Origin of the sequence: Meiothermus sp. Pnk-1 (assembly GCF_003226535.1) — a bacterium.
Lineage (GTDB): Bacteria > Deinococcota > Deinococci > Deinococcales > Thermaceae > Allomeiothermus.
This window is the reverse complement of record NZ_QKOB01000004.1, coordinates 91232-111636: the sequence shown is the minus strand read 5'-3', so window position 1 is coordinate 111636 and position 20405 is coordinate 91232. Positions and strand designations below refer to the sequence as shown.

The following is a 20405-nucleotide window of genomic DNA, read 5'->3' as shown; positions in this document are numbered from 1 at the left end:
GTGGAAAGGAGGCAGTTGTGAAGCGTCTAGTTGCACTCGTTACGGCCCTCACTCTGTGTATCACCATAGGGGGAATAGGAGCAGCTCAGGGATGGTCGCTAGCAGAGGCAGCCAAACCGTATGCTGGCACCAGCATCAAAGCTATCTTCCTCGACCGTCCCGGGTACAAGGCCGCAGCCAAGCTATTGCCGGAGTTCGAGAAGATAACCGGGATCAAGGTGAATACTGAAGTGATCCCTTACGAAAACACTCGGGAGAAGATTGTCCTTGACATGACTGCCCGCGGCGGGGAGTACGACGTGGTACTCACCGATGTCGTATGGATTGGAGAGTTCGCCTCCAACGGCTGGCTGGTACCTCTTGAGAAGTTCTATAACGATCCGAAGCTGGCTGACCCGGCGCTCAATCTCAAAGGGTTTTTCCCCATTCTACTCGACAGCTTCGGCACCTGGGACAAAAAGATCTACGGACTTCCCTTCGATAACTACGCTGGGCTGTTGTTCTATAACAAATGCATGCTGCAAAAAGCTGGATTTAGCAAGCCACCGGCTACCTGGGAAGAACTCCTGAAGGTATACGCCCCCAAACTCACCAACCCTAAAGCGGGGGTGTATGCCTTTGCTCTACAGTCCCGACGCGGAGAGACACAGAGCGCAGACAGCTTTATGCGGATGCTCTGGCCTTTTGGCGGCTCTTTGATCGATCCCAAAACCTTCGAGCCTAATCTGCTCTCTCCAGCCTCATTGCGTGGCCTGCAATTCCGTCAGGATCTCATGAAGTACATGCCTCCGGGCATAGTCGACTATGACCACAACGAAGCGGTAAACGCCCTGGCGCAGGGTAAGGTCGCCATGATCACCGAGTGGAGCGCATTTTACACTACCCTCGCAGACCCTAAATCCTCCAAGCTTGGCAACTGCCTCGGTGTGGCCACTGAGCCTGCAGGCCCTGCGGGTCTCAAGGGAGCTTTGGGTGGTTTCAGCTACGGAGTCAACGCGTTTAGCCCGCCGGAGCGGCAAGCTGCCGCATACTTGTTCATCCAGTGGATCACCAGCGAGGCTAAGGCCAAGGATTACGTCAGAGCTGGCGGTGTCTCGGCTCGGATGAGCGTGTACAAGGATCCGGCTATCCAGAAAGCTTTCCCCTTTACGGTACCGATGGTAAAGGCCTGGGAACAGGGTAACCCTATCTTCCGTCCACGTTTCCCCGAGTGGCCTGAGATCTCTGAGGTTATCGCACAAATTGGCACCGAGATGATGCTGGGCAAGGTTTCGGTGAAGGATGGTGCTGCTCAAATCAACGCCAAAGTGAAAGAGATTCTGACGAAAGCCGGATACTACGACGGCAAAAAACCGAAATTGCAATAGCCTCGAGTGGTTGGCTGATGTGTTGCCTGCGCGGAGCGCTCGAGAGTACCTAAGAAGGCCCGTGCAGGCAACAACACCAGGTGGAGTTATGCATGATTTGAGAGCAATGGCAGCCCAAGCTCTTTCCGAGATCGAAGGGGTGTTTGCTAAGGTAAGTCCTGAAGCGACGGAAACCCTACTCAATGAGGTTTTGCACGCTCGCCGTATCGCTACATATGGCGTCGGTCGCGAAGGGCTGATGATGAAGGCCTTGTGTATGCGGCTGTTCCACCTCGGCTTAGACGCCCACGTGGTGGGTGATATGACCACGCCGCCTTTGAGTGATGGTGATTTGCTGTTGGTAAGTGCAGGCCCCGGTCACTTTTTCACCGTAGAGGGCCTTGTCCGTGCTGCCCGGCAGGCCAAGGCCCGAACCCTTTGCTTCACCGCACAGCCGCAGGGCACAGTTCCTCAGCTGTGTGATGTGATTGTGTATCTGCCTGCTCAGACCATGGCAAATGACCAGGGCGAGGCGACCTCAATACTGCCCATGGGTAGCCTGTACGAGGCCGTGCTGATGGTGTTCGCTGATCTGATTTCCATTTTGCTGCGTGAGCGGTTAGGTCAAGATCCTGCCCAAATGCGCTTGAGGCATACCAACCTGGAGTGAGCATGTGGTCACCCCGAACCCGCAACTTTTTTCTCGCTCCCGCAGTTATTGTTTTGCTTGGAGTCGGGATTTTTCCCCTGCTGTTTGCGGTGGATGTTTCCTTGCGTGATTACCAAATCACTAAACCCGCGCTGGGCTTTGGATGGAACAACTTTGCCAACTATCTGCAGGTCTTCAGCGACCCGTATTTTTGGGGATCGTTAGGGCGCACCTTTTTCTTTCTAATTTTGACCCTTCCGGTACAGTTTCTGCTGGGCTTGTTCATAGCGCTCTTGCTGTACCGAAAGGATTGGGGGTTTCTTCGCTCGGTTGCTCGGGTCGCTCTGGTAATCCCGCTGGCAACTACCCCTGCGGTGGTAGGTCTGATAGGCCGGCTCATCTTCGATAGTGACTTTGGCCTGGCAAATTGGATAGTTTATCTGCTCGGTGGTGCCAAGGTCACTTTCTTGGGAGATCCTAATCTGGCACTGCTGGCAGTGGCGTTCATGGACACCTGGCAGTGGACGCCCTTTTTTGCCCTGGTGTTTCTAGCAAGCCTTACTTCGGTGCCCCACGAGGCTGTGGAAGCGGCCACTCTCGAAACGGATCGGCGGTGGGATTTGTTTCGCTTCGTGGAGTGGCCTTACCTGCTTCCGGGGCTTACCGCCGTACTGATTTTGCGTACGGCGGATGCGATGAAGTTGTTCGATCTGATTTTCGTGATGACGCGAGGTGGTCCTGGCTCCGCTACTGAGCTGATCAGCGTATATACCCAGCGCGTTGGATTCCGCGTCTTCGATCTCGGGGTGGCTTCCGCTATGGCCGTTCTATCGCTGGTAGTGACCATAGTACTTGCGAGGCTATACATTCGTGTGTTCTACCGTGAAACAGAATAGGTGGCTGGAAAGATGATAGATGCCGATATAGTTCGTGAAAAAGCAGTGTCACGTCCACGGGTTGATCTAGGGCACCTCGCAGTGGGGGTAGCGCTAGTGCTAGTCATCGTGGCCACCGTCTTTCCCTTTTTCTGGATGGTCGCAGCCTCGTTAAAGACTCGGGCCGACGTGTTAGCCTTCCCGCCAGTATGGATCTTCACCCCTACCCTCGACCACTACCGCGAAGCGCTTTCCCGAGTAGATGTGGCCCGCTCACTGTTTAACTCCCTCATCATAGGAACTGCATCTACCTTCCTGGCGCTTTTGGTAGGAACACCTGCAGCTTATGCCTTGGCACGATGGGAGTGGCGAGGTAAGCGCGAGGTGTGGTTTTGGATAATTAGCAACCGATTTATGTCCCCGGTAGTGCTTGCTCTGCCCTTCTTTCTCCTGGCAAGGGCGCTAGGGGTTCTTGACAACCCCTGGACCTTGGTGGCCATTTATCTGACCTTTAACGTGCCGCTCGTGGTATGGATTGTAATGGATCAGTTCCGAGCAGTTCCTCGGGAGCTTGACGAAGCTGCAGTAGTAGACGGAGCTACGCCCTTTATAGCCTTCTTTCGAGTGGTCTTGCCGCTGGCTACCCCAGGGGTGGTGGTCTCTGCCATCCTCTGTTTCATCTTTAGCTGGAACGAGTTGCTATATGCCCTTGTGCTTACGCGGGCAGCTGCTCGTACTGCTCCTGTTGCTGCCACTGCATTCATGAGTGGGTACGATCTGCCGTGGGGTGAAATTATGGCCACAGGAACTATGATAGTGCTACCAGTGATTGTCTTCGCTGTATTAGTGTCTAGGCATCTTGTACGAGGTCTCACTTTAGGGGCCATAAAATAGACCACCGACCAGCTCACGGCACTTCGAACCTATGGCGATCTGCTGCGGCGAAGCACTTTTTGCACCGGAAAAACAACCCAACAGCCCCAAATCAAGGTACAAGAGATGAGCGCCGCATCTAATACATTTGAAGGATCTTACGGTGAGAGTCGATAGCGCAGTGATTGGCAAATCCAAGCCAGGTCTGCGGCCTCCCGGCTCGAAGGGCTTTACGCCAGAATTCTTAGTCAAGCTTGTAGAGCCTTCTGACAGATGGTGTAGCCGCTCAGATTGTGCAAAGCTTTACTTGTTCGTAAGTACTATTTGCCAAAAAATGCAAGAACCGTGTAGTAAGTGGACACTGCCAGTTCACTCCCAGGATCCACATGTTCAGGTTCGCTTTGAGGATCTACATAATTTTCGCGGAAGGAGAGTAGACGCTTTCTGGTTACCTGAATGTGGGGCACGCTGTGAACTAGTATAGCGTGCTTGCATCTGCAAGCTTCCATAGGAGGTTTCTATGAACGGCTCTGAGCAGGTGATCGCCACCCCTAACCCTTTAGGGATAAACCTCAGCTTCGCGGTCAAACGCTGGGTAGAACCTGAGGCTTGGGCTGAGCGGGTTGTAGCGTGCGGGTTAGAGCTGGTTCAGTTTAGCTTTGATCTGCTGGATCCTCTCTGGCCTGCTCTCTTGCGCATATCTCTCGCACAACAGCACAGCAAAGCGGCCAAGGCTTTCGGCCTTGAGATCCACAGTGCGTTCGTGGGGTTGGCTTGCTACACCTATAATAACCTCTTGCATCCTTTGCCCGAAGGGCGAGAAGCCGCCATGAATTGGTGGCGCGCTGCGATCGAAACGGCTGCTGAACTCGAAACCCCTAGAATTGGTGGGCCAGTTGGAGGGATGTCTGTACGTGACAATGTCAATCCTGCCAGTCGCAAAGAGCGTCTAGACAGGCTTGTAGAGGATCTACGTACGCTTCTGGAATACGCCAGTAAGCTTGGTATACGTGAGTGGCTTATTGAACCAACCCCATTGCCTAGGGAAACCCCTGTTTCTCCAGAGGAATCGGTACGTCTCCTAGAACACCTAACCGGATTTATTCCAGTAAAACTTTGTATCGATGTGGGTCACGCCTTGTATCGACCCTTGTATCAAGAGCACGCCCGCCTTGAGCCCTGGCTAGCGCTTGGGAACAGGATAGGTATGCTCCATCTACAACAAACGGATGGACAAAGCGACTCGCACTGGGGTTTCAGCACCCCTGGAATTGTTGACCTTTTCAAAATTCGCGATCTGCTAAAAGATGGTCCTGAAGGAATTCCGGTGGTCCTGGAACTGTTCTATCCATTTGAGGCTGCTGATGATTACGTATGGGAAGATGTTCAAGTCAGCGTGGGAACGATACGTCGAAGCTGGGGTTATATCAAAAGTGATTCAGACGGAGAGTGATTCCTCCATAAGCTACTTGATTGCCTTGCCAGGATAGGAAAAAGCGAACTCGCTCAGTTCAGAGATGTCCCCTTAGACCAGCCTCCAAAGGAATAGCTGAAAGGCCCACCGGATCATGGGCTTGCCCTGGGAAAAATGGCCGAATGGGTAGTGAGAGGGACAAAGCCCAGGGTATTCAGTACAGGGCCACGCCGTGCCCCGGCCCTGGCCCTACGAACCAATCCACGGTCTCTACCAGGCCGATCCGGTCCAGGGTGCCGGCCACCCAGCCCAGGTGGGCCAGGTCGCACACCTCTAGGTTGAGCGTGATTTCCAGCCCAAAACCCTAAAGCCGGGAGGGGGTGCGGGATGTCGGATTTGGCTTTCCAGCACCTGGCTTGCGAGCTGATTTGCTTCAGAGCTACGGGACTTTTCGGATAGGCTCTCAGTACATCCTCTTTAGGTCAAGCCGATTGAGAAGCGGTTCGCCATCCAGGTAGCGGCGCAGGTTTCGGCAGAATAGATCGGTAAGTCGGGCGTTCTCGAAGGCGCTGGTGCTGGCCGAGTGCGGATAGATGGTGACCTTTGGGTGCGCCCAGAGCGGGCTTTGTGGGGGCAGCGGCTCGACTGCAACTACGTCTAACGCGGCGTGGGCCAGATGGCCGGAATCGAGGGCCTCGAGCAGATCTGCCTCGACGACCACCGCTCCTCGCGCGATGTTAATCAACATCGCCCCCGGCTTCATCGCAGCGAAGGCAGCTCGATTCATCAGCCCCTCGGTTTCCGGGGTGTGTGGGGTGATTAGGCAGGCGAAATCGGCCTCTGAGAGCATGGGGTGAAGCTCGTTCCAGGCAAAGAGTTGATCCACCCCAAGCGAAGCGGGGGTCTGGCCGTTGGGGTGGCGCTTGTTGGCGATCACCCGCATCTCCAGGGCTTTGGCCAGCCGGGCTACCTCCCGCCCAATGTTGCCCAGTCCGACAATGGCCAAGGTCTTTTGGGTGAGCTCTTCAGTAGCGAAGCGCTGCCACAGGCGTTCTTGCTGCTGTTTGCGAGCGAGAGACGCTTGCTTAACCTTCTCGAGCATCACCATAAGCACGAACTCGGCTAAAGGCCGGGCGTGGATACCGCTGGCTGTGGTGAAGACCGTATTCATACGCTCGTAACCATTTCGCCGGACGAACTGTCCGATCCCTGCGCTGCTGGCCTGGATCCAGCGTACCCGCTTAGCCCGCTCGGGCAACTCCTTAACCCCCGTGTAATCGAAGTCAAAGAGCACTTCGGCCTCGCCCAGCAAGTCTTCCCAACGGGCCTGTTGCTCAGGCGTCCGCTTCAGGGGAAACCCCACATGATCTGCCGTATAGCGCGGTTTGGGTAGGAGTTCGGGGGCGTATATCACCTCGAGCGAAGCATCCACCGCCCGGATGCGCTCCACGTACTCAGGCTCTAAGTAAGAACAAATCAACACCTTGGTCATCGGGATCCTCTAAGGTTCGCGCATCTGCCGGGCAAAGCGGTCCGCGGTTTCCATTACCAGCTGGGCTAGTTCAGGAAGGCGCCTGTCGCTCATACGGTTCAGGGGGCCACATACACTCAGCGCTGCCACCACCGCCCCCGAACTGCCGCGTAGCCCCACCGCCAAGCAGCGCACCCCCTCGGCGTACTCCTGGTCGTCGAGGGCGTAGCCCTGGTGGCGGATGCGTTCCAATTCACGCTCCAGGGATTCTTTGGTGGTCAGGGTATGGGGGGTGCTGGGCGCGAGACCAGCATAGGCAATGGTCTCCTCGAGCATAGCTGGGCGGAAGTCGGCCAGAAAGACCTTCCCTACCGCAGTGCAGTGCAGGGGAACCGGAGTGCCTACGGGGTTGGAGACCCGCACCATCGCAGGGGCTTCGACTTGGTTCAGGTAGATCGCCGAGGTGCCGTACAGAGCGGCTAAGCCGGCAGTCTCGCCAGTGGATTCGACCAAGGCCTCGAGGTGGGGCTTAGCGAAACGGCTGAACTCATACTTGAGCAGCATGGCCCGGTTAATCTCAGCGATGCCCCGGCCTACTCCGTAGCGCTTGGATTGCTGATACTGCACCACATAATCTAGGCTCATTAGGGTCTGCACCAACCGATGAACGGTGCTGGGTGGCAATCCAACTTCGGCGGCTAGCTCGCTGATAGCGAAAGGACCACGGCTACGGGCAAAGACCTCGATGAGCTGCAGTGCGCGCTGTACAGCGCGCACTGTACTCGAGGTCTCCGGGGTTTCAGGAGGAGCGCTTTGTGCCATCAGGCCCACATCCTCATACTCTCGACGCTATTCATAGTGCCATATAGGAAGCGCACGAACTCGGCTTGCCGCTTCCCAGCTCGTTCCCGGGCTTCGCGCACCGCCTCGTCGCCAAACCAGTAGGAGGCGATAAAGGGCCCCCGGAAGGGATGTGCCGCAAAGCGCAGGCGCCCCTCGAGCCAGGTCTCCTGCGGAAAGGCGGTCTCTTGCAGAAAGCCCCGCACCTTCTCCAGAGGCCAGCCTTCTGCCATCTGATACCAGGCCGCGCTGGTTGCGGCGGCGGTGCGCAGGCGGCGCAAGGTGAGGTAAATCGCGTCGTCGGGAGTCTCGATCCAATCTATGAGGTGAATCCCCTGATCGCCGATCCCCTCTTGGATCGCCCCCACCACGGTGTTGGCGGTGCATAGCAGCACGTCAGGGGTACTCTCGCCGCGTCGGGCTGCCTCGAGGGTGTATAGGAGTTGGGTGGAATGCCCAGGAAACACCTCGTGACAGACCAGGTGTTTGAGCCCAGAGGGAGTGAATCGCAAGTCAGCGTTGAGGTCCATCTGGCCCTGCTCGAAATTGCACCGGGCGCTGTAGGGCACGTCCTGTACTAGATTTAGCCGCATGCTGTAATCCCCGGTGGGAAATACCCGCTCGTCGGTGCGGCGCTGGGCTTCGGCCATAAAGCGCTGGAAAAGCGGTTCGAGTTGATCTGACTCTACGAAACGCTCCTCTTCCCAGCGTGCAGCCCGCTCGGCGAGGGTGCCTTGACGGTAGCCCAACCCGGATAAGAGGCTGTCCAACTCGGACTGCAAGGCCTCGAGCCGTTCAGGTTCAATCGGTTCTGCTGGCACCCCTACTAACCGCTTTAGCTTCTCGGCAAAACTCAGATCTTGCCCGCTGAATAGCTGCACCGCTGCCCTAAGTGAATCGATCATATCGAGCAAAAAGCGTTGGCGGGGTCCTGCGGGGTAGCTTCGGGCTTCTTGCTCCAAGCCCTCGAGCCATTCGTGCGCCTCTTCCCAGCTGGAATACTCCGCAGGCTGCACGAGGTCTGAGCCCAGATAGATCGGCACCAGACCCTCGGAATCCAGCGTACCTCGGCCCTTCGAGAGACGGCGCTCAAGTTGGTCTATTCCTATCGCCAGTGCAGTGAGTCGCCGCCCTATGTCGAAGTCGTGTTCTGGGGACTGAGGTTGGGGATCGCTCATACGTGTCCTCCGAAAGCCGGTTTATTCCGCAGAGTGGAATACAATCTCTTTGGAAGTCATTGACAATCTTACTCTATATCGGTAAAGTTGCAATCACATCCACCTCGAAAAGCTCGGTAATAGTAGAGTAGGATGGGCAAAAAAGGAGGGAGCTATGGGAATAGCGAATCGCCTCAAGTCGTTCGCGGCACCACTGCTGGGTTTATCTATTCTGCTAGGTGGAATGGCGGCTGCCCAAGACCGGGGAGGCACACTGACCGTAGCCCTGGGCTACGATCTCGATACTCTCGACCCCTACGCCAGCGGCTTTCTCACCGATGTGCAGTCGACTTTCTTGGAGCCTTTGGTCTACCCAGACGAAAATGCCAAATTCCAGCCCGCATTGGCAGTGGAAGTCCCCACCCTAGCCAACAAGGGCATCCGGATTACTGATAACGGCAAAAAAATGGTGGTGACCTACAAGCTGCGCCCGGGCGTCAAATGGGCGGACGGCGAGCCGGTCACCTCGGCGGACGTAAAGTTTACCTGGGAAGCCATCAAGGATCCCAAATACCTAGGCCCCGAGAAGGATGGCACCGAAGAGATCGAGCGGATTGAGACCCCGGATCCACTCACGGTGGTGATCTACTATAAACAGATATTCTCCGGCTTCAAGTCGGCCTTGTTCAGCTACGGCATCTTGCCCAAGCATGTACTCGAGGGTAAGGACCTCAACAAAGACCCCTTCTGGGAAAAACCCTTCGGTGCGGGGCCTTTCCGCGTGACCGAGTTCAAGCGCGGTCAGTATGTGGTCGTCGAGCGCAATCCTAACTACTGGCGCAAGGACGCGGCAGGAAACCCGCTTCCCTACCTGGATCGGATAATTTTTAAAATCATCCCTAACACCAACACCATCATCACCCAGCTCAAATCGGGCGAGGTCAACTTTGCCTATAACATCCCCTTTACGCTAGCCCCCAGCATTGACAACGTGCCAGGGCTCAAGGTCATCAACGCCAAAACCTTAGCCTTCCGTCACCTGACCTTTAACTTCAAAAACGAGTTCTTGAAGGACCTAAACGTACGTAAGGCCTTTGCCTACGGAATTGACCGCGATGCCATCAATAAAGCCCTGGGTGGGTATTTGAGGCCGCTCAACACCTTTGTGGTCTCGAGCTTCGACTTCGCCAGTAACGCGGTGCCGACCTACAAATACGACCCAGCCAAGGCCAAGGCCGCCCTCAAGGAAGCCGGGTTCACTCCGGGATCGGATGGAATCATGGTCAAGGACGGCAAGCGGCTGAGCTTTAAGTTCATGACCCAGGCCGGGCGCACCGAGTACGAGCTGGCCCAGCAGGTCATCATCGCGCAGATGAAAGCATTGGGAGTGGAACTTATCCCCGATAACAAGACTGGGGCAGCCCTCTCCGACGCGCGGCGCAAGGGCGGCTACGACGTCTGGTACTCCGGCTGGATCACCCCCGCTGATCCTATTGATTCCTACATCTCGTTTTACAGCACTAAGGGCTTCAATAACGGCAGCGGCTACTCTAACCCCACCGTGGACGCTTTCCTCGAGAAAGCCTCACAAAGCCTTGACCCCTCGTTGGTCAAACTATATATGGCTCGGGTACAGTACCAGGTGTTGGCTGACCTGGCAACTCTACCGCTTTTTGAGGCCCCTCAAATCATAGCGGTAACCGAGAAGCTGCAAAACTTCAAACCCAACCCTACCAACCAGACCAACTTCCGCAACACCAGCGATTGGTGGCTCAAAAAGTAGAAGCTGGGCTAAAGCCCGTGGCTTTTCTCTCCAGGCCCGATGAGCTTTCCTATTTACTTCGCCCACCGCCTCCTGAGCAGCATTCCTCTGCTGCTCGGGGTTTCCATCCTCCTTTATGCCGTGCTGCATCTGGCCCCTGGTGGGCCGCTGGACGTGTACGCCGATAACCCTTCGGTTTCCCCGGAAGCGCTGAAAAATCTCGAGCGTGAATTGGGCCTTGACCAGCCGGTACCGATCCAGTATTTGCATTGGTTGAAGGCTCTCGTGCAAGGAGAGTGGGGCTACAGCATCCGTTCAGGGCGGCCCGTGACCTTGGATATCTCCGAGCGTATCGGCCCGACCTTGATCCTTGGGGGCACCGCGTTTGTCCTGGCGTTGCTAGTGGCCCTGCCGCTGGGTATACTGAGTGCTTTGAGGCGCTACAGCACAGTAGATTATACCTTCACCTTTCTGTCTTTTTTGGGCATCTCGATGCCCATTTTCTGGCTGGCCCTAATGCTCCAGGCGCTATTCGCGGTGCGGCTACATTTATTGCCTTCGGCAGGGCTCGAGACCATTGGCGACGGGAGTTTGCCAGACCGACTGCGTCACTTGATCCTTCCGGCCTGCATCCTGGCCGTCGCCAACATTGCCAGTTGGGGCCGCTTCGTGCGCAGCTCGATGCTGGATGTGTTGGGGCTGGACTATATCCGCACCGCCCGGGCCAAGGGTCTTTCTGAGCGGGTGGTAACCTACCGCCATGCCCTGAGGAACGCCCTGGTTCCAGTAGTCACGGTGGTCGCCCTGGACTTCGCTGGGATCCTCTCGGGGGCGGTGGTTACAGAGACCATCTTCGCCTGGCCGGGGATGGGGCGGCTCTTCATCGAGGCTATGAACGGGCGCGACTACCCGGTGCTGATGGCTCTGCTGATGATCGGCAGCCTGGCTTTGATCCTGACCAATATCCTCACCGATCTGGTGTATTCGCTGATTGACCCCCGGATTCGCTATGAATGAGGTTACCCCTACCCTTTGGGTCTCCCGTAACCATGAGTCCTTTCTCGCTCTCGCTTTACGCCGATTCCGTCGCCACAAGCTGGCTCAGGCCGGGCTGGTGGTTCTGATTTTGCTTGCCCTCGCAGCGGTATTTGCCCCTGTCCTCACACCCTATACCTTCGATGGCCAGGATCCGGCCCTGCTCGGCCAGCCCACCGCGCCGAGCCTCAAGCACCCCATGGGCACCGACCAGCTCGGCCGCGACAACGCAACGCGTATCCTATATGGGGCTAGGGTCTCGCTCCTGGTGGGGCTTTCCAGCGCCTTAGTGGCGACCTTGCTGGGTACTTTGATCGGTGCGCTGGCCGGGTTCTACGGCGGCTGGGTCGACACCGTGCTGATGCGCTTCACCGACATGATACTCTCGATCCCGGTGTTGCCGCTGGTAATCGCACTCTCGGGGTTCTTGAGGCCCAGCCTGGGGCTATTAGTGCTGATCATCGGGGGCCTAGGCTGGATGAGCACCGCTCGGTTGGTGCGCAGCCAGTTCCTGAGCCTGCGCGCGAGGGAGTACGTGGAGGCTTCGCGGGCTTTGGGCAGCAGCAATGCTCGGATCATGTTCCGCCACATCCTGCCCAACGCCCTGGGCCCCATCGTGGTGAGTGCCACACTGGCGGTAGGTGGGGCCATCCTGCTCGAGTCGGCCCTCTCCTTCTTCGGGCTTGGCGTTCAACCGCCTACCCCTACCTGGGGCAACCTGCTCAACGGAGCGAGCGACTGGCTCGAGACAGCTCCCTGGCTGGCGGCCTTTCCAGGGCTGTTCATCCTGGTCACGGTACTCTCGGTCAACTTTTTAGGGGATGGGCTGCGCGACGCGCTCGACCCCAGACTATAGCTTCGTAGGCACGAGGGAGGCTAAGGTGAAAATCACGATCATCGGTTCCGGGGCAATCGGCGGCCTGGCGGGAGCGTATATGACCCGCGCAGGTTATGACGTGGTACTGGTAGACCAATGGAAGGAACATGTAGAGGCTATGAATGCCCGTGGAGTCTTCATCGATGGTATCCGCGGGGAGATGACCGTCCCGGTTCGAGCTCTCACCCCCGACCAACTGCCCGAGCACACACGGAAAAATGGCCCGCTCGAGGCCGTGCTGATCGCCACAAAGTCGCAGCACACCGAAGGTGCCTTGCAGCAAATCCTGCCACTGATTTCCCCCGAAACCTTTATCGTCAGTTTCCAAAACGGCTTCAATGAACCGCTCATCGCGACAATTTTGAATAGAGCCGGGCTAGGCGGGATGGAGCGGGTGGTGGGCTCGATTCCCAACTACGGTGGGGCCTTGGTGGATCCCGGCTACCTCGAGTTTGTCCACGAGGGGCCGATCCAGCTGGGGGAGATGAGTACGCCGGAGTTCACCCCGAGGCTCCTGGAGTTGGCGAAGATGCTCGAGTCCCTGACCAACGTTCAACTCTCGCCCAACATCTGGGGGCAGATCTGGGCCAAGGAGGTCTACTCGCAACAAGTCGTATTCAGCGCTCTAGCTGATGCCCCGATTCACGAGACCCTGGGGGTGGAGCGCTACGCCCGCATTGCCGGAGCGGTGGTACGCGAGGCGTTAGAAATTGCCGAGGCCAACGGGATCAAGGTGGAAGCTTTCGACTTCTTCGACCCCGCTAACTACAAACCGCAAACCCCTGACGACACGCAGAAGCTCATTGCCAACATTCAGCACGCCATCTGGCTGCTCAAAAAAGACCAGAAGCCCACTCAGCACGAGTTCAAGAAGAAGGGTTCGGGGATCTGGTGGGACATCGTGTACCGCAAGCGACCTTCCGAGGTGGGGGCCATGAACGGCAAGCTGATCGAGTACGGCAAAAAAGCCGGGGCGGACACGCAGCTGGTGGAGAAACTGGCGAACATGATCTTCGAGATCGAGCGCGGCGAGCGGCAACTAGGGTTTCATAACTACGACGAACTCGAGGCGTACGTACGCGGTATCGGAAAGGAACTGCCATGAGCATACGAAGACTCGGTGTGGGCGTGCTGGGCGCTCATGCCTGGGCCGAAAAAGCTCACCTGCCAGGATACGCAGCCTACGAGCGTGCCCACCTGGTCGCCATCTGCGACCTCGTGCCCGAGCGGGCGCAAGCGATGGCCGAGCGCTTCGGCATCGAGCGAGTGTACACCGACGCCCAGCAACTCATCGCCGACCCCGAAGTGGAGATGGTGGATATATGCACCCCTACCGATACCCATCTGCCGCTCAGCTATGCCGTGATCGAGGCTGGAAAGCACGTGCTATGCGAGAAGCCCCTGGCTAGAAACGCCAGGGATGCCTTTGCCGTAGCCCAAGCTGCCCAGGAACGAGGTGTACGCACCAAGCTTGGATTCACCTTCCGCTATTCCCCTGCCATCCGGCAAGTGCAGCGGTGGATCGCCGACGGTACACTGGGGCAGATTTTTCACGTGCACGGCCTCGAGCAGAACTCGCAGTTTCTTGACCCCTACTTCCCTCTGCGGCAAGTCCCTGAAGGAGCCGACTGGAACCAGCTGATTCCCAGCAGTATCGTGGGCTATGGCTCGCACCTGCTCGACTTGGTGCGATGGTGCGCTGGTGAGTACAAGAGTGTGGCCGCAACGATGCGTAACTTCGTACCCGAGCGGGTGGTACGGGGCTATGGCGATAGCCTCCAGCGTATCGAAGTTGAAGATGGCACCGTAGCCATCGCGGAGTTTGTCTCGGGAGCTCAGGGAATGCTGCAAACTTCATACGTGGCGATAGGAAACTATCCCGGCGTGGAATTGCGGGTTTACGGTTCCAAGGGAGCGGCGGTAGCCCGGCTTGTTACCGAGTTCGGGGTTGCGGAAACGCTGCATTTCGCCACCCCTGACGACGTGGAGTTCAAGCGGGTCGAGCTGCCCGCCTCAGCCTATCCGCCGGGAACCGACCTGCACACCCCCTGGCCCGAACTCTACTACCGCAACCTGGTGCGGCACTTCGTGGACGAGATTCTGGACGACACACCCGAAGAATGCACCTTCTACGATGGGGCCAAAAGCCAGGAGGCCGTGGATGCTATTGTCCAGGCCCACTTCGAGCGACGCTGGGTAGATTTTCCGCAATCTAGGCCCTATAGCGCAGAAACTGAGGAGAGTCGCGCTTGAGCCTGTTCGCTCTGGTTGAGAAATTCCTCAAGCTCTACGCCGAGTTTCATCCGGTAGACGCGACCTTCATGGGGTTGGACGGTCACGACCACCGGTTGCCGCCTGCCGATGCCGGGGTGATCGAGCGAGAGCTTTTCGCCTTGCAAGCACTCCTGCGAGAGGCGGAAAGCTGTCCTCCGGGAGCTTCCAGCACGGAGCGTTTGGAGGGCCGGATGCTTCGCGCCCAGCTGCGCTTGGCAATCCGCGAGCTTGAGGTGCGCCCGCGTTTCCATAACCCCGCTTGGTACACCGGGGAAGCTGCTTTTGGGCTGATTTCCCTCTTATTACCTAGCGATCCGCCGCGCAACCCTGACGATTTGCGCCAACGGCTCGAGACTCTCCCTGGATTCCTGAAATTGGGCGAGCAATGGTTAGCCAACCGAGCCGTTCCCACCGACTGGGTACGCCGGGCAAAGCTCGAGTGCACTGCACTCGTTCGGCTTTTAGACGAAGGATTGCGGCTTCATCCGTGCTGGTCGGAGAAGCTCGAGGTACCGTCGAAAACCGCTAGTCAAGCTGCCCGCTCGTTCTTCGCCAGTCTTGAGAGGCATCCCGACACCAACCCGGCTTGTGGCGAAGAATTCCTCGAGTTCCTCATGCGCGAGGTCCATGGGTTGCCGTTTGGCCCTCTCGAAGCTGAAGAACTGGCCCTTGCGGGATTCGAGCAATATAGGCGCGAACTCGCGAGGATGGGCGATCAGCTTGACCCTTCCCGAAATTGGCGAGAACAGCTCTCCGCCTTGGAGAACGACCATCCGGCGCTCGAGGATGTGATCCCTACCTATGAGCACTGGAACCTGAGGGCGCTCGAGCTGGCGGACGCGGCAGGGCTAGTGACTCCCGCGAAGGAATATAGTCTGAGCTTTAAAAACTTACCAGAGTGGGCTAAAAGCATCGTCGGAGAACTGTATTTTCTCTTTTACCGATCACCTCCTGTGGAGCGGGCAGGATCGGGCAGCATCTACTGGGTCTTCCCACCGGGCGATGACATCGAAGCGTACCTGCGTCAACAAAACCTCGCCACCATTAAAATCACCCACGTGGTGCACCACGGCTCGGTCGGGCACCACACCCAAAATGCTCGAGCCAGGACTTCTCAAGTACGATTGGGACAGCTCGCGGGAACCGACTGCGCCTCGGGAGTCGCCATGCTCTCGGGGGGGACGATGATCGAAGGCTGGGCCTGCTACGTTCAGGATCTGATGAACGAGGTCGAGAGCTTTTACACCCCCGCTGAGCGCTTGGCGCTCAAACACGCTGAGCTGCGCAACGCAGCGATGTGTGTGGCGGATATTCGGCTGCACCGGGGGAGGTGGGGGCTCGAGGAGATGCGCACCTTCTACCGCGAGGCAGTAGGTATAGCCGGGGGCCGGGTATGGTCAGAGACCACTCGTAACTCCATCTATCCAGCTACCCGGCTGATGTACTGGCTCGGCACTCGGGCCATCCGTCAACTGAGACAGGAACTCAACTGGGAGACACGAACCTTCCATGACCGGTTGCTTTCTTATGGCTCCCTGCCAGTGGATTGGGTGGCCGAGGAACTGCGTGAGAGTTAAACTTGCGCCCCGATCGCGTGACTACACGCCAGTGCTCGGGCAGCTTTCCTAAGGCAAGCGAAGCGTGGATGTACCAAGGCTAGATACGCTTGTTGATGAAAGCGTTGAAAACCAAAACTGTTCGCTCCTGGCTCACAGCACTGGCAACCCTTACAGTCCCGCTGAAACATACTTCACATACAGGTACTCCTCGAGCCCCCAGTGCCCGCCCTCGCGGCCAAAGCCGCTGTGCTTGACCCCGCCGAAGGGGGCCTGGGCGGTGGAAGGAACTGCATCGTTGAGCCCGATAATGCCGTACTCCAGTCGCTCGGCTACCCGGATGGCCCGGCTGAGATCCCTGGTCCAGAGGTAGGCTGCCAGGCCGTAAGGAGTGTTGTTGGCGGCCCGGATGGCTTCCTCCTCGGTCTTGAAGGTGATCACCGGGGCTACGGGGCCAAAGGTTTCCTCGCTCATGATGCGCATGTCTTCCCGAACCCCCTCCAGCACGGTAGGAGCGTAGAACAACCCGCCCATGGTCTCCCCTCCCGTCAGCACGGTAGCGCCCTTGGCCCTGGCGTCCTCGACGTGGGCCTTGACCTTCTCCAGGCCCTGCCGGTCCACCAGCGGCCCGATCTGGGTACTGGGGTCGAGGGGGTCGCCCACCTTGAGCCCGGCGGCGGCCTGGGCCAGCTTCTGGCTGAAGGCCTCGGCGATGCTCTGCTGCACGTAGACGCGGTTGGTGCACACGCAGGTCTGGCCCGCGTTGCGGAACTTGCAGGCCACCACGTCCTTGACGGCCTGCTCGAGGTCGGCGTCCTCGAAGACCAGGTAAGGCGCGTGCCCGCCGAGTTCCATGGAGATGCGTTTTAGGGTGTCGGCGCTCTGACGCACGAGGATCTTGCCCACCTCGGTCGAGCCGGTGAAGGTGATCTTGCGGACGCGCTCGTCGGCCATCATCACCCGCGTGAGGGCCACCGGGTCGGAGGTGGGGAGCACCTGCAAGACTCCGGGCGGCCCACCCGCCTCCAGCCACAGCTCGGCCAGCTTGAGGGCGGTGAGGGGGGACTGCTCGGCGGGCTTGAGGATGAAGGTGCAGCCTGCGGCAAAAGCCGGGCCGATCTTGCGGGTAGCCATAGCAGCGGGAAAGTTCCAGGGGGTCACCCCGTACACCGGCCCCACCGGCTGCTTGATGGCGAAAAGCCGCTTGTGGGCGAACTGGCTGGGCACCGTCTCGCCGTAGATGCGCTTGGCCTCCTCAGCGTACCACTCGATGAAACTGGCCGCGTAGCGCACCTCGCCCAGCGCCTCGCTGACCGGTTTACCCATCTCCATGGCGATGGTCTGGGCCAGGGTCTGCTCGTCACGCAGGATCAGGGCGTGCCACTTTCTCATCAGCGCCGCGCGTTCGTAGGCAGTGGTGTGGCGCCAGGCCTCGAAGGTCGTAACCGCAGCTTCGATGGCCCGCCGGGCCTCGGCCTCGCCGCAGTCGGCCACCTGAGCGATGACCTCGCCCGAGTAGGGGCTATGCACCGCAAAGGTCCGGCCTGGGGTGATCCATTGCGCGTCGATCAACGCCTGGGTGTTGAAGGTTTGCCTGAGCATTTTTTCTCCTATCGCGGGGTGCGAGGGATGCGATGGGGGTGGTGATCGTTGATGACATCACAGGGGGTGTACCAGCGATCGATCTCCCATAGCTCCTCAGCAGTTAGCCGGAGCTCTAGAGCGGCGATCTGCTCATCGAGTTGGGCAATGCTCTCAACGGCAAACAAGGTCGAGGTTACCCCTGGGCGGTTGACTACCCAGCTCAAGGCCACCTGAGCCGGCTTCACCCCACGTCCCTCAGCGACCCGAGCCACGGCTTTGGCAATGTTGTATGAAGTCTCGTCACCGTACATGTCGGCGGTAAAGCCGTCCGTACGGTTGCGCAAGCTCTCAAGGTCGCCGCTCAGAAGGCCCCGGGCCAGCGGGCTGAAAGGGGTCACTGCAATACCCTGATCGATGCAGAAAGGAATCATCTCACGCTCTTCCTCACGGTAGGCCGCGTTGAGCTGGCATTGCATCGAAACAAACTCGCTCCAGCCATGCAGCCTCGAGGTGTAAACCATCTTGGCGAATTGCCAGGCGTACATGGTGCTGGCTCCGATGTAGCGCACCCGCCCCGAGCGCACGATATCGTTAAGAGTTTCCAGGGTTTCCTCGATGGGAGTCTCAGGGTCGAAAGCATGAATGATGTAAAGATCGAGATAATCGGTACCGATACGCTTCAAGGAAGCATCAATGGCATGGAAAAGGTGCTTGCGCGAGAGGCCCCGTTGATTGGGACCGGGGCCCATTGGGTAGTAAGCCTTGGAAGCCAGCACCACCTCCTCCCGGCGGACCTGGGAAAGCAGGGTGCGCCCCACCACCTCCTCCCCCACGCCTAGCGAATAGAAATCCGCCATATCGAAGAAGTTGATTCCCCGTTCGAGGGCCGCTTTGAGGATAGGGGCTGAGGCCCCCTCATCCAGTACCCAGGGCCGCCATTGGGGAGTGCCGAAAGTCATGGTGCCCAGGCATAGCCTGGAAACTTTGAGGCCGGTGTTGCCAAAACGCACGTATTCCATAGTTCTCCCACTGCGGCTTGGTTGGTTAATAGCCCTTTGGGGTATAAAAGGGGTTATGCACGTCGCGGACCGCTTCGCGCACCTCGCTCAAGCGCGGTAGCAATGCCAGGGCGTTGGTCACCGCGTCCTTGGCAGCTCGGTAGTTATTGGCGAACACCTCGTCGGCCTGGTCTGCCTTAGGATCCACCCAGACCGCTGCGATCACGCACCATCCATCCTCGGCGTCGGCGGGCAGGACTCCCTCGAGCAGGCATTCCTGGATGCCCTTAGCCACTCCAGCTTGGGCTGGACCCCAGGTCATCATTTCGTGACGCTCCCCCGAAAGTGCAGCCTTATTGACAAACACTGTAGCGGGCTTAACTGGAATCCCCGGCTGCAACACCACCATGTAGGGCAGGTGCCCCGCGCTGGGGCTGCTCAGGGCATTGGCCCAGGCGGTGCCTACCGGTCCGCTTCTTGGTCCCAGCACTACGTTGATGTGGGCCGCATTGGGGCCGCTGCCAACAAAGGATTCTCCGATGTACATATCCATGCTTCTCCTCGCTTCTCAGGCAAAAGTAGCCTGCTTGCTGACCGTCGCCGCCAACAGCTCCTCATTGAGTTCGAGCCCCAGCCCTGGTGCTTCCCCCAGGGTTATCCAGCCTGCTTCGTCCACATCGATAACATGTTGGAGCGGGTAATCGCGCCGCTCTAGACTCCACTCCGGTGGGTCATAGGGAAACTCGATGAAAGGTGCTCCCACGGTTCCTGCGGTGAGGTGCAGGTTGGCCATCAATCCGATGCCATTGCCCCAGGTGTGAGGGGTGAAGATTTTTCCAGCGGCATGCACCGCATAGGCCAGACTGCGTAGCCCGCTGATACCCAGCGTGCACACTGCGTCCGGTTGGAACACGTCGAGGCAGTCGCGCTCTAGCAGTTCACGAAACTCGTAAGGCTCGCGGGTCATTTCGCCCCCCGCGATACGGATCGAAACCCGCCTCCTAAGCTCACTGTAGCCTGTGTAGTCGCCGCGGTGGAGGGGTTCTTCCATCCAATAAACTCGCTCGTCCTGAAGTTTTTCCGCTACATACAGGGCCTTCTCCAGGTTCCATGGCGACTGGGTATCCCAGGGCATCCGCCAGCCTTGGTTGCAGTCCACCATGATTTCCAGATCGCTTCCCACCGCGTCGCGGATGGCGGCCACTACGGCCAGATCCTCTGCCAGGCTTTCCCGCCCGAATCGCACCTTGAAAGCGGGAAAGCCCCGCTCGAGCACCTGTTTGGCCAGCTTCACCATCTCGCCCACCGGACGGTGCACCCCACTACTGGCGTAGGCGCGGATGCGATTGGAGCTCCCACCCACCATCTTCCACACCGGCTCGCCGCGGATCTTGCCAGCCAGATCCCAAAGGGCTACGTCCATTGGCCAGGGCCTCCCGGCATGAAAGTCGATATTGGAGAGCACTGCGTGGTGACGCTCCAGGTCTAACGGGTCTTGGCCGATAAAGTAGCGCTGATAATCGGCAAAGCCATACATGGCGTCCCCAGAACCGATCCCCACGTGTCCTGAATCGTCAAAAACTCGAATCAGGGTGACCGGAAACTTGGTGCGTGGCTGAGGGTCCCAGGAGGCCGGGAAGGGCGGGTTTAGTGGGAGCTGATGGTGGGTGATCTCGATGCGGATGATGGCCATG

At 58.3% G+C, this 20405-nt stretch carries 18 protein-coding genes and 1 pseudogene; 11 read left to right on the top strand and 8 right to left on the bottom strand.

The genetic code is table 11. The annotated features are described in order from the left end of the window. Window positions 1-17: 17 nt before the first annotated feature. The 5 genes from DNA98_RS07730 (at window position 18) to DNA98_RS07710 (ending at window position 5196) form a co-directional block, all read left to right on the top strand. Entirely contained in the window at window positions 18-1367 is a 1350-nt protein-coding gene (locus tag DNA98_RS07730) for a sugar ABC transporter substrate-binding protein (protein WP_110528981.1), read from the top strand. Window positions 1368-1455: 88 nt separating this feature from the next. Beyond that, window positions 1456-2016: an SIS domain-containing protein gene (locus DNA98_RS07725; RefSeq protein ID WP_013159422.1), complete on the top strand. Its 561-nt coding sequence runs from the start codon at window positions 1456-1458 to the stop codon at window positions 2014-2016. 2 nt (window positions 2017-2018) lie between these two features. Next, a complete protein-coding gene (locus DNA98_RS07720; RefSeq protein WP_110528627.1) occupies window positions 2019-2891 on the top strand; it encodes a carbohydrate ABC transporter permease in 873 nt (290 codons plus the stop codon). Window positions 2892-2903: 12 nt separating this feature from the next. Then, window positions 2904-3764 carry a carbohydrate ABC transporter permease gene (locus DNA98_RS07715; RefSeq protein WP_199489370.1) on the top strand — a complete coding sequence of 287 codons (861 nt, stop codon included), beginning with the start codon at window positions 2904-2906 and terminating at the stop codon, window positions 3762-3764. Between the two features lie 499 nt (window positions 3765-4263). Further along, complete coding sequence (locus DNA98_RS07710) at window positions 4264-5196, top strand: sugar phosphate isomerase/epimerase (protein WP_110528622.1); 933 nt, start codon at window positions 4264-4266, stop codon at window positions 5194-5196. A 117-nt stretch (window positions 5197-5313) separates the two neighbouring features. Here DNA98_RS07710 and DNA98_RS18055 read toward each other — a convergent pair. From DNA98_RS18055 to DNA98_RS07695, 4 genes and pseudogenes are all read right to left on the bottom strand, one after another. Then, window positions 5314-5512: pseudogene (locus DNA98_RS18055) on the bottom strand (IS1634 family transposase); the annotation flags it as partial. A 108-nt stretch (window positions 5513-5620) separates the two neighbouring features. Then, window positions 5621-6649, bottom strand: a complete 1029-nt coding sequence (locus DNA98_RS07705; protein ID WP_110528619.1) for a D-2-hydroxyacid dehydrogenase — start codon at window positions 6647-6649, stop codon at window positions 5621-5623. 9 nt (window positions 6650-6658) lie between these two features. Next, window positions 6659-7450 (bottom strand): IclR family transcriptional regulator, encoded by a 792-nt coding sequence (locus tag DNA98_RS07700; RefSeq protein WP_233493158.1) that lies wholly within the window; start codon window positions 7448-7450, stop codon window positions 6659-6661. Further along, a complete protein-coding gene (locus DNA98_RS07695; RefSeq protein WP_110528614.1) occupies window positions 7450-8646 on the bottom strand; it encodes a hypothetical protein in 1197 nt (398 codons plus the stop codon). The genes DNA98_RS07700 and DNA98_RS07695 overlap by 1 nt, the downstream gene beginning before the upstream one ends. 154 nt (window positions 8647-8800) lie before the next feature. On the opposite strand from DNA98_RS07695, the gene DNA98_RS07690 reads away from it, so the two are divergent. From DNA98_RS07690 to DNA98_RS07665, 6 genes are read left to right on the top strand one after another with little or no spacing between them, the layout of a single operon-like run. Beyond that, the gene (locus DNA98_RS07690) at window positions 8801-10408 is read left to right on the top strand and encodes an ABC transporter substrate-binding protein (RefSeq protein WP_199489369.1); all 1608 of its coding nucleotides are present in this window, start codon (window positions 8801-8803) and stop codon (window positions 10406-10408) included. 39 nt (window positions 10409-10447) lie between these two features. Next, on the top strand, window positions 10448-11404 hold the full coding sequence (locus DNA98_RS07685; protein ID WP_110528609.1) for an ABC transporter permease: 957 nt from the start codon (window positions 10448-10450) through the stop codon (window positions 11402-11404). Continuing rightward, window positions 11397-12278 (top strand): oligopeptide ABC transporter permease, encoded by an 882-nt coding sequence (opp4C, locus tag DNA98_RS07680; protein ID WP_110528606.1) that lies wholly within the window; start codon window positions 11397-11399, stop codon window positions 12276-12278. The genes DNA98_RS07685 and opp4C overlap by 8 nt, the downstream gene beginning before the upstream one ends. 25 nt (window positions 12279-12303) lie before the next feature. After that, complete coding sequence (locus DNA98_RS07675; protein ID WP_110528603.1) at window positions 12304-13404, top strand: ketopantoate reductase family protein; 1101 nt, start codon at window positions 12304-12306, stop codon at window positions 13402-13404. Beyond that, complete coding sequence (locus tag DNA98_RS07670) at window positions 13401-14552, top strand: Gfo/Idh/MocA family protein (protein ID WP_110528600.1); 1152 nt, start codon at window positions 13401-13403, stop codon at window positions 14550-14552. The genes DNA98_RS07675 and DNA98_RS07670 overlap by 4 nt, the downstream gene beginning before the upstream one ends. Continuing rightward, window positions 14549-16150 (top strand): DUF885 family protein, encoded by a 1602-nt coding sequence (locus DNA98_RS07665; protein WP_199489368.1) that lies wholly within the window; start codon window positions 14549-14551, stop codon window positions 16148-16150. The genes DNA98_RS07670 and DNA98_RS07665 overlap by 4 nt, the downstream gene beginning before the upstream one ends. Before the next feature lie 150 nt (window positions 16151-16300). On the opposite strand, the gene DNA98_RS07660 is transcribed toward DNA98_RS07665, so the two are convergent. The 4 genes from DNA98_RS07660 to DNA98_RS07645 are packed head-to-tail and all read right to left on the bottom strand — an operon-like array spanning window position 16301 to window position 20404. Beyond that, window positions 16301-17731: an NAD-dependent succinate-semialdehyde dehydrogenase gene (locus DNA98_RS07660; protein ID WP_110528597.1), complete on the bottom strand. Its 1431-nt coding sequence runs from the start codon at window positions 17729-17731 to the stop codon at window positions 16301-16303. 8 nt (window positions 17732-17739) lie between these two features. Further along, window positions 17740-18732 carry an aldo/keto reductase gene (locus DNA98_RS07655; RefSeq protein WP_110528594.1) on the bottom strand — a complete coding sequence of 331 codons (993 nt, stop codon included), beginning with the start codon at window positions 18730-18732 and terminating at the stop codon, window positions 17740-17742. Between the two features lie 25 nt (window positions 18733-18757). After that, window positions 18758-19258, bottom strand: coding sequence for a formaldehyde-activating enzyme (gene fae / locus DNA98_RS07650; RefSeq protein WP_199489367.1), 501 nt, complete (start codon window positions 19256-19258; stop codon window positions 18758-18760). A 21-nt stretch (window positions 19259-19279) separates the two neighbouring features. Next, on the bottom strand, window positions 19280-20404 hold the full coding sequence (locus tag DNA98_RS07645) for a mandelate racemase/muconate lactonizing enzyme family protein (RefSeq protein ID WP_110528587.1): 1125 nt from the start codon (window positions 20402-20404) through the stop codon (window positions 19280-19282). Window position 20405: the final 1 nt, after the last annotated feature.

Bases quoted from the DNA above. Each gene is read 5' to 3' on its own strand.
- DNA98_RS07660 (WP_110528597.1), bottom strand. From the start codon at position 17,731: ATGCTCAGGCAAACCTTCAACACCCAGGCGTTGATCGACGCGCAATGG.
- DNA98_RS07715 (WP_199489370.1), top strand. From the start codon at position 2,904: ATGATAGATGCCGATATAGTTCGTGAAAAAGCAGTGTCACGTCCACGG.
- DNA98_RS07685 (WP_110528609.1), top strand. From the start codon at position 10,448: ATGAGCTTTCCTATTTACTTCGCCCACCGCCTCCTGAGCAGCATTCCT.
- DNA98_RS07655 (WP_110528594.1), bottom strand. From the start codon at position 18,732: ATGGAATACGTGCGTTTTGGCAACACCGGCCTCAAAGTTTCCAGGCTA.
- DNA98_RS07725 (WP_013159422.1), top strand. From the start codon at position 1,456: ATGCATGATTTGAGAGCAATGGCAGCCCAAGCTCTTTCCGAGATCGAA.
- DNA98_RS07670 (WP_110528600.1), top strand. From the start codon at position 13,401: ATGAGCATACGAAGACTCGGTGTGGGCGTGCTGGGCGCTCATGCCTGG.
- opp4C (WP_110528606.1), top strand. From the start codon at position 11,397: ATGAATGAGGTTACCCCTACCCTTTGGGTCTCCCGTAACCATGAGTCC.
- DNA98_RS07645 (WP_110528587.1), bottom strand. From the start codon at position 20,404: ATGGCCATCATCCGCATCGAGATCACCCACCATCAGCTCCCACTAAAC.
- DNA98_RS07705 (WP_110528619.1), bottom strand. From the start codon at position 6,649: ATGACCAAGGTGTTGATTTGTTCTTACTTAGAGCCTGAGTACGTGGAG.
- DNA98_RS07720 (WP_110528627.1), top strand. From the start codon at position 2,019: ATGTGGTCACCCCGAACCCGCAACTTTTTTCTCGCTCCCGCAGTTATT.
- DNA98_RS07690 (WP_199489369.1), top strand. From the start codon at position 8,801: ATGGGAATAGCGAATCGCCTCAAGTCGTTCGCGGCACCACTGCTGGGT.
- fae (WP_199489367.1), bottom strand. From the start codon at position 19,258: ATGTACATCGGAGAATCCTTTGTTGGCAGCGGCCCCAATGCGGCCCAC.
- DNA98_RS07710 (WP_110528622.1), top strand. From the start codon at position 4,264: ATGAACGGCTCTGAGCAGGTGATCGCCACCCCTAACCCTTTAGGGATA.
- DNA98_RS07695 (WP_110528614.1), bottom strand. From the start codon at position 8,646: ATGAGCGATCCCCAACCTCAGTCCCCAGAACACGACTTCGACATAGGG.
- DNA98_RS07700 (WP_233493158.1), bottom strand. From the start codon at position 7,450: ATGGCACAAAGCGCTCCTCCTGAAACCCCGGAGACCTCGAGTACAGTG.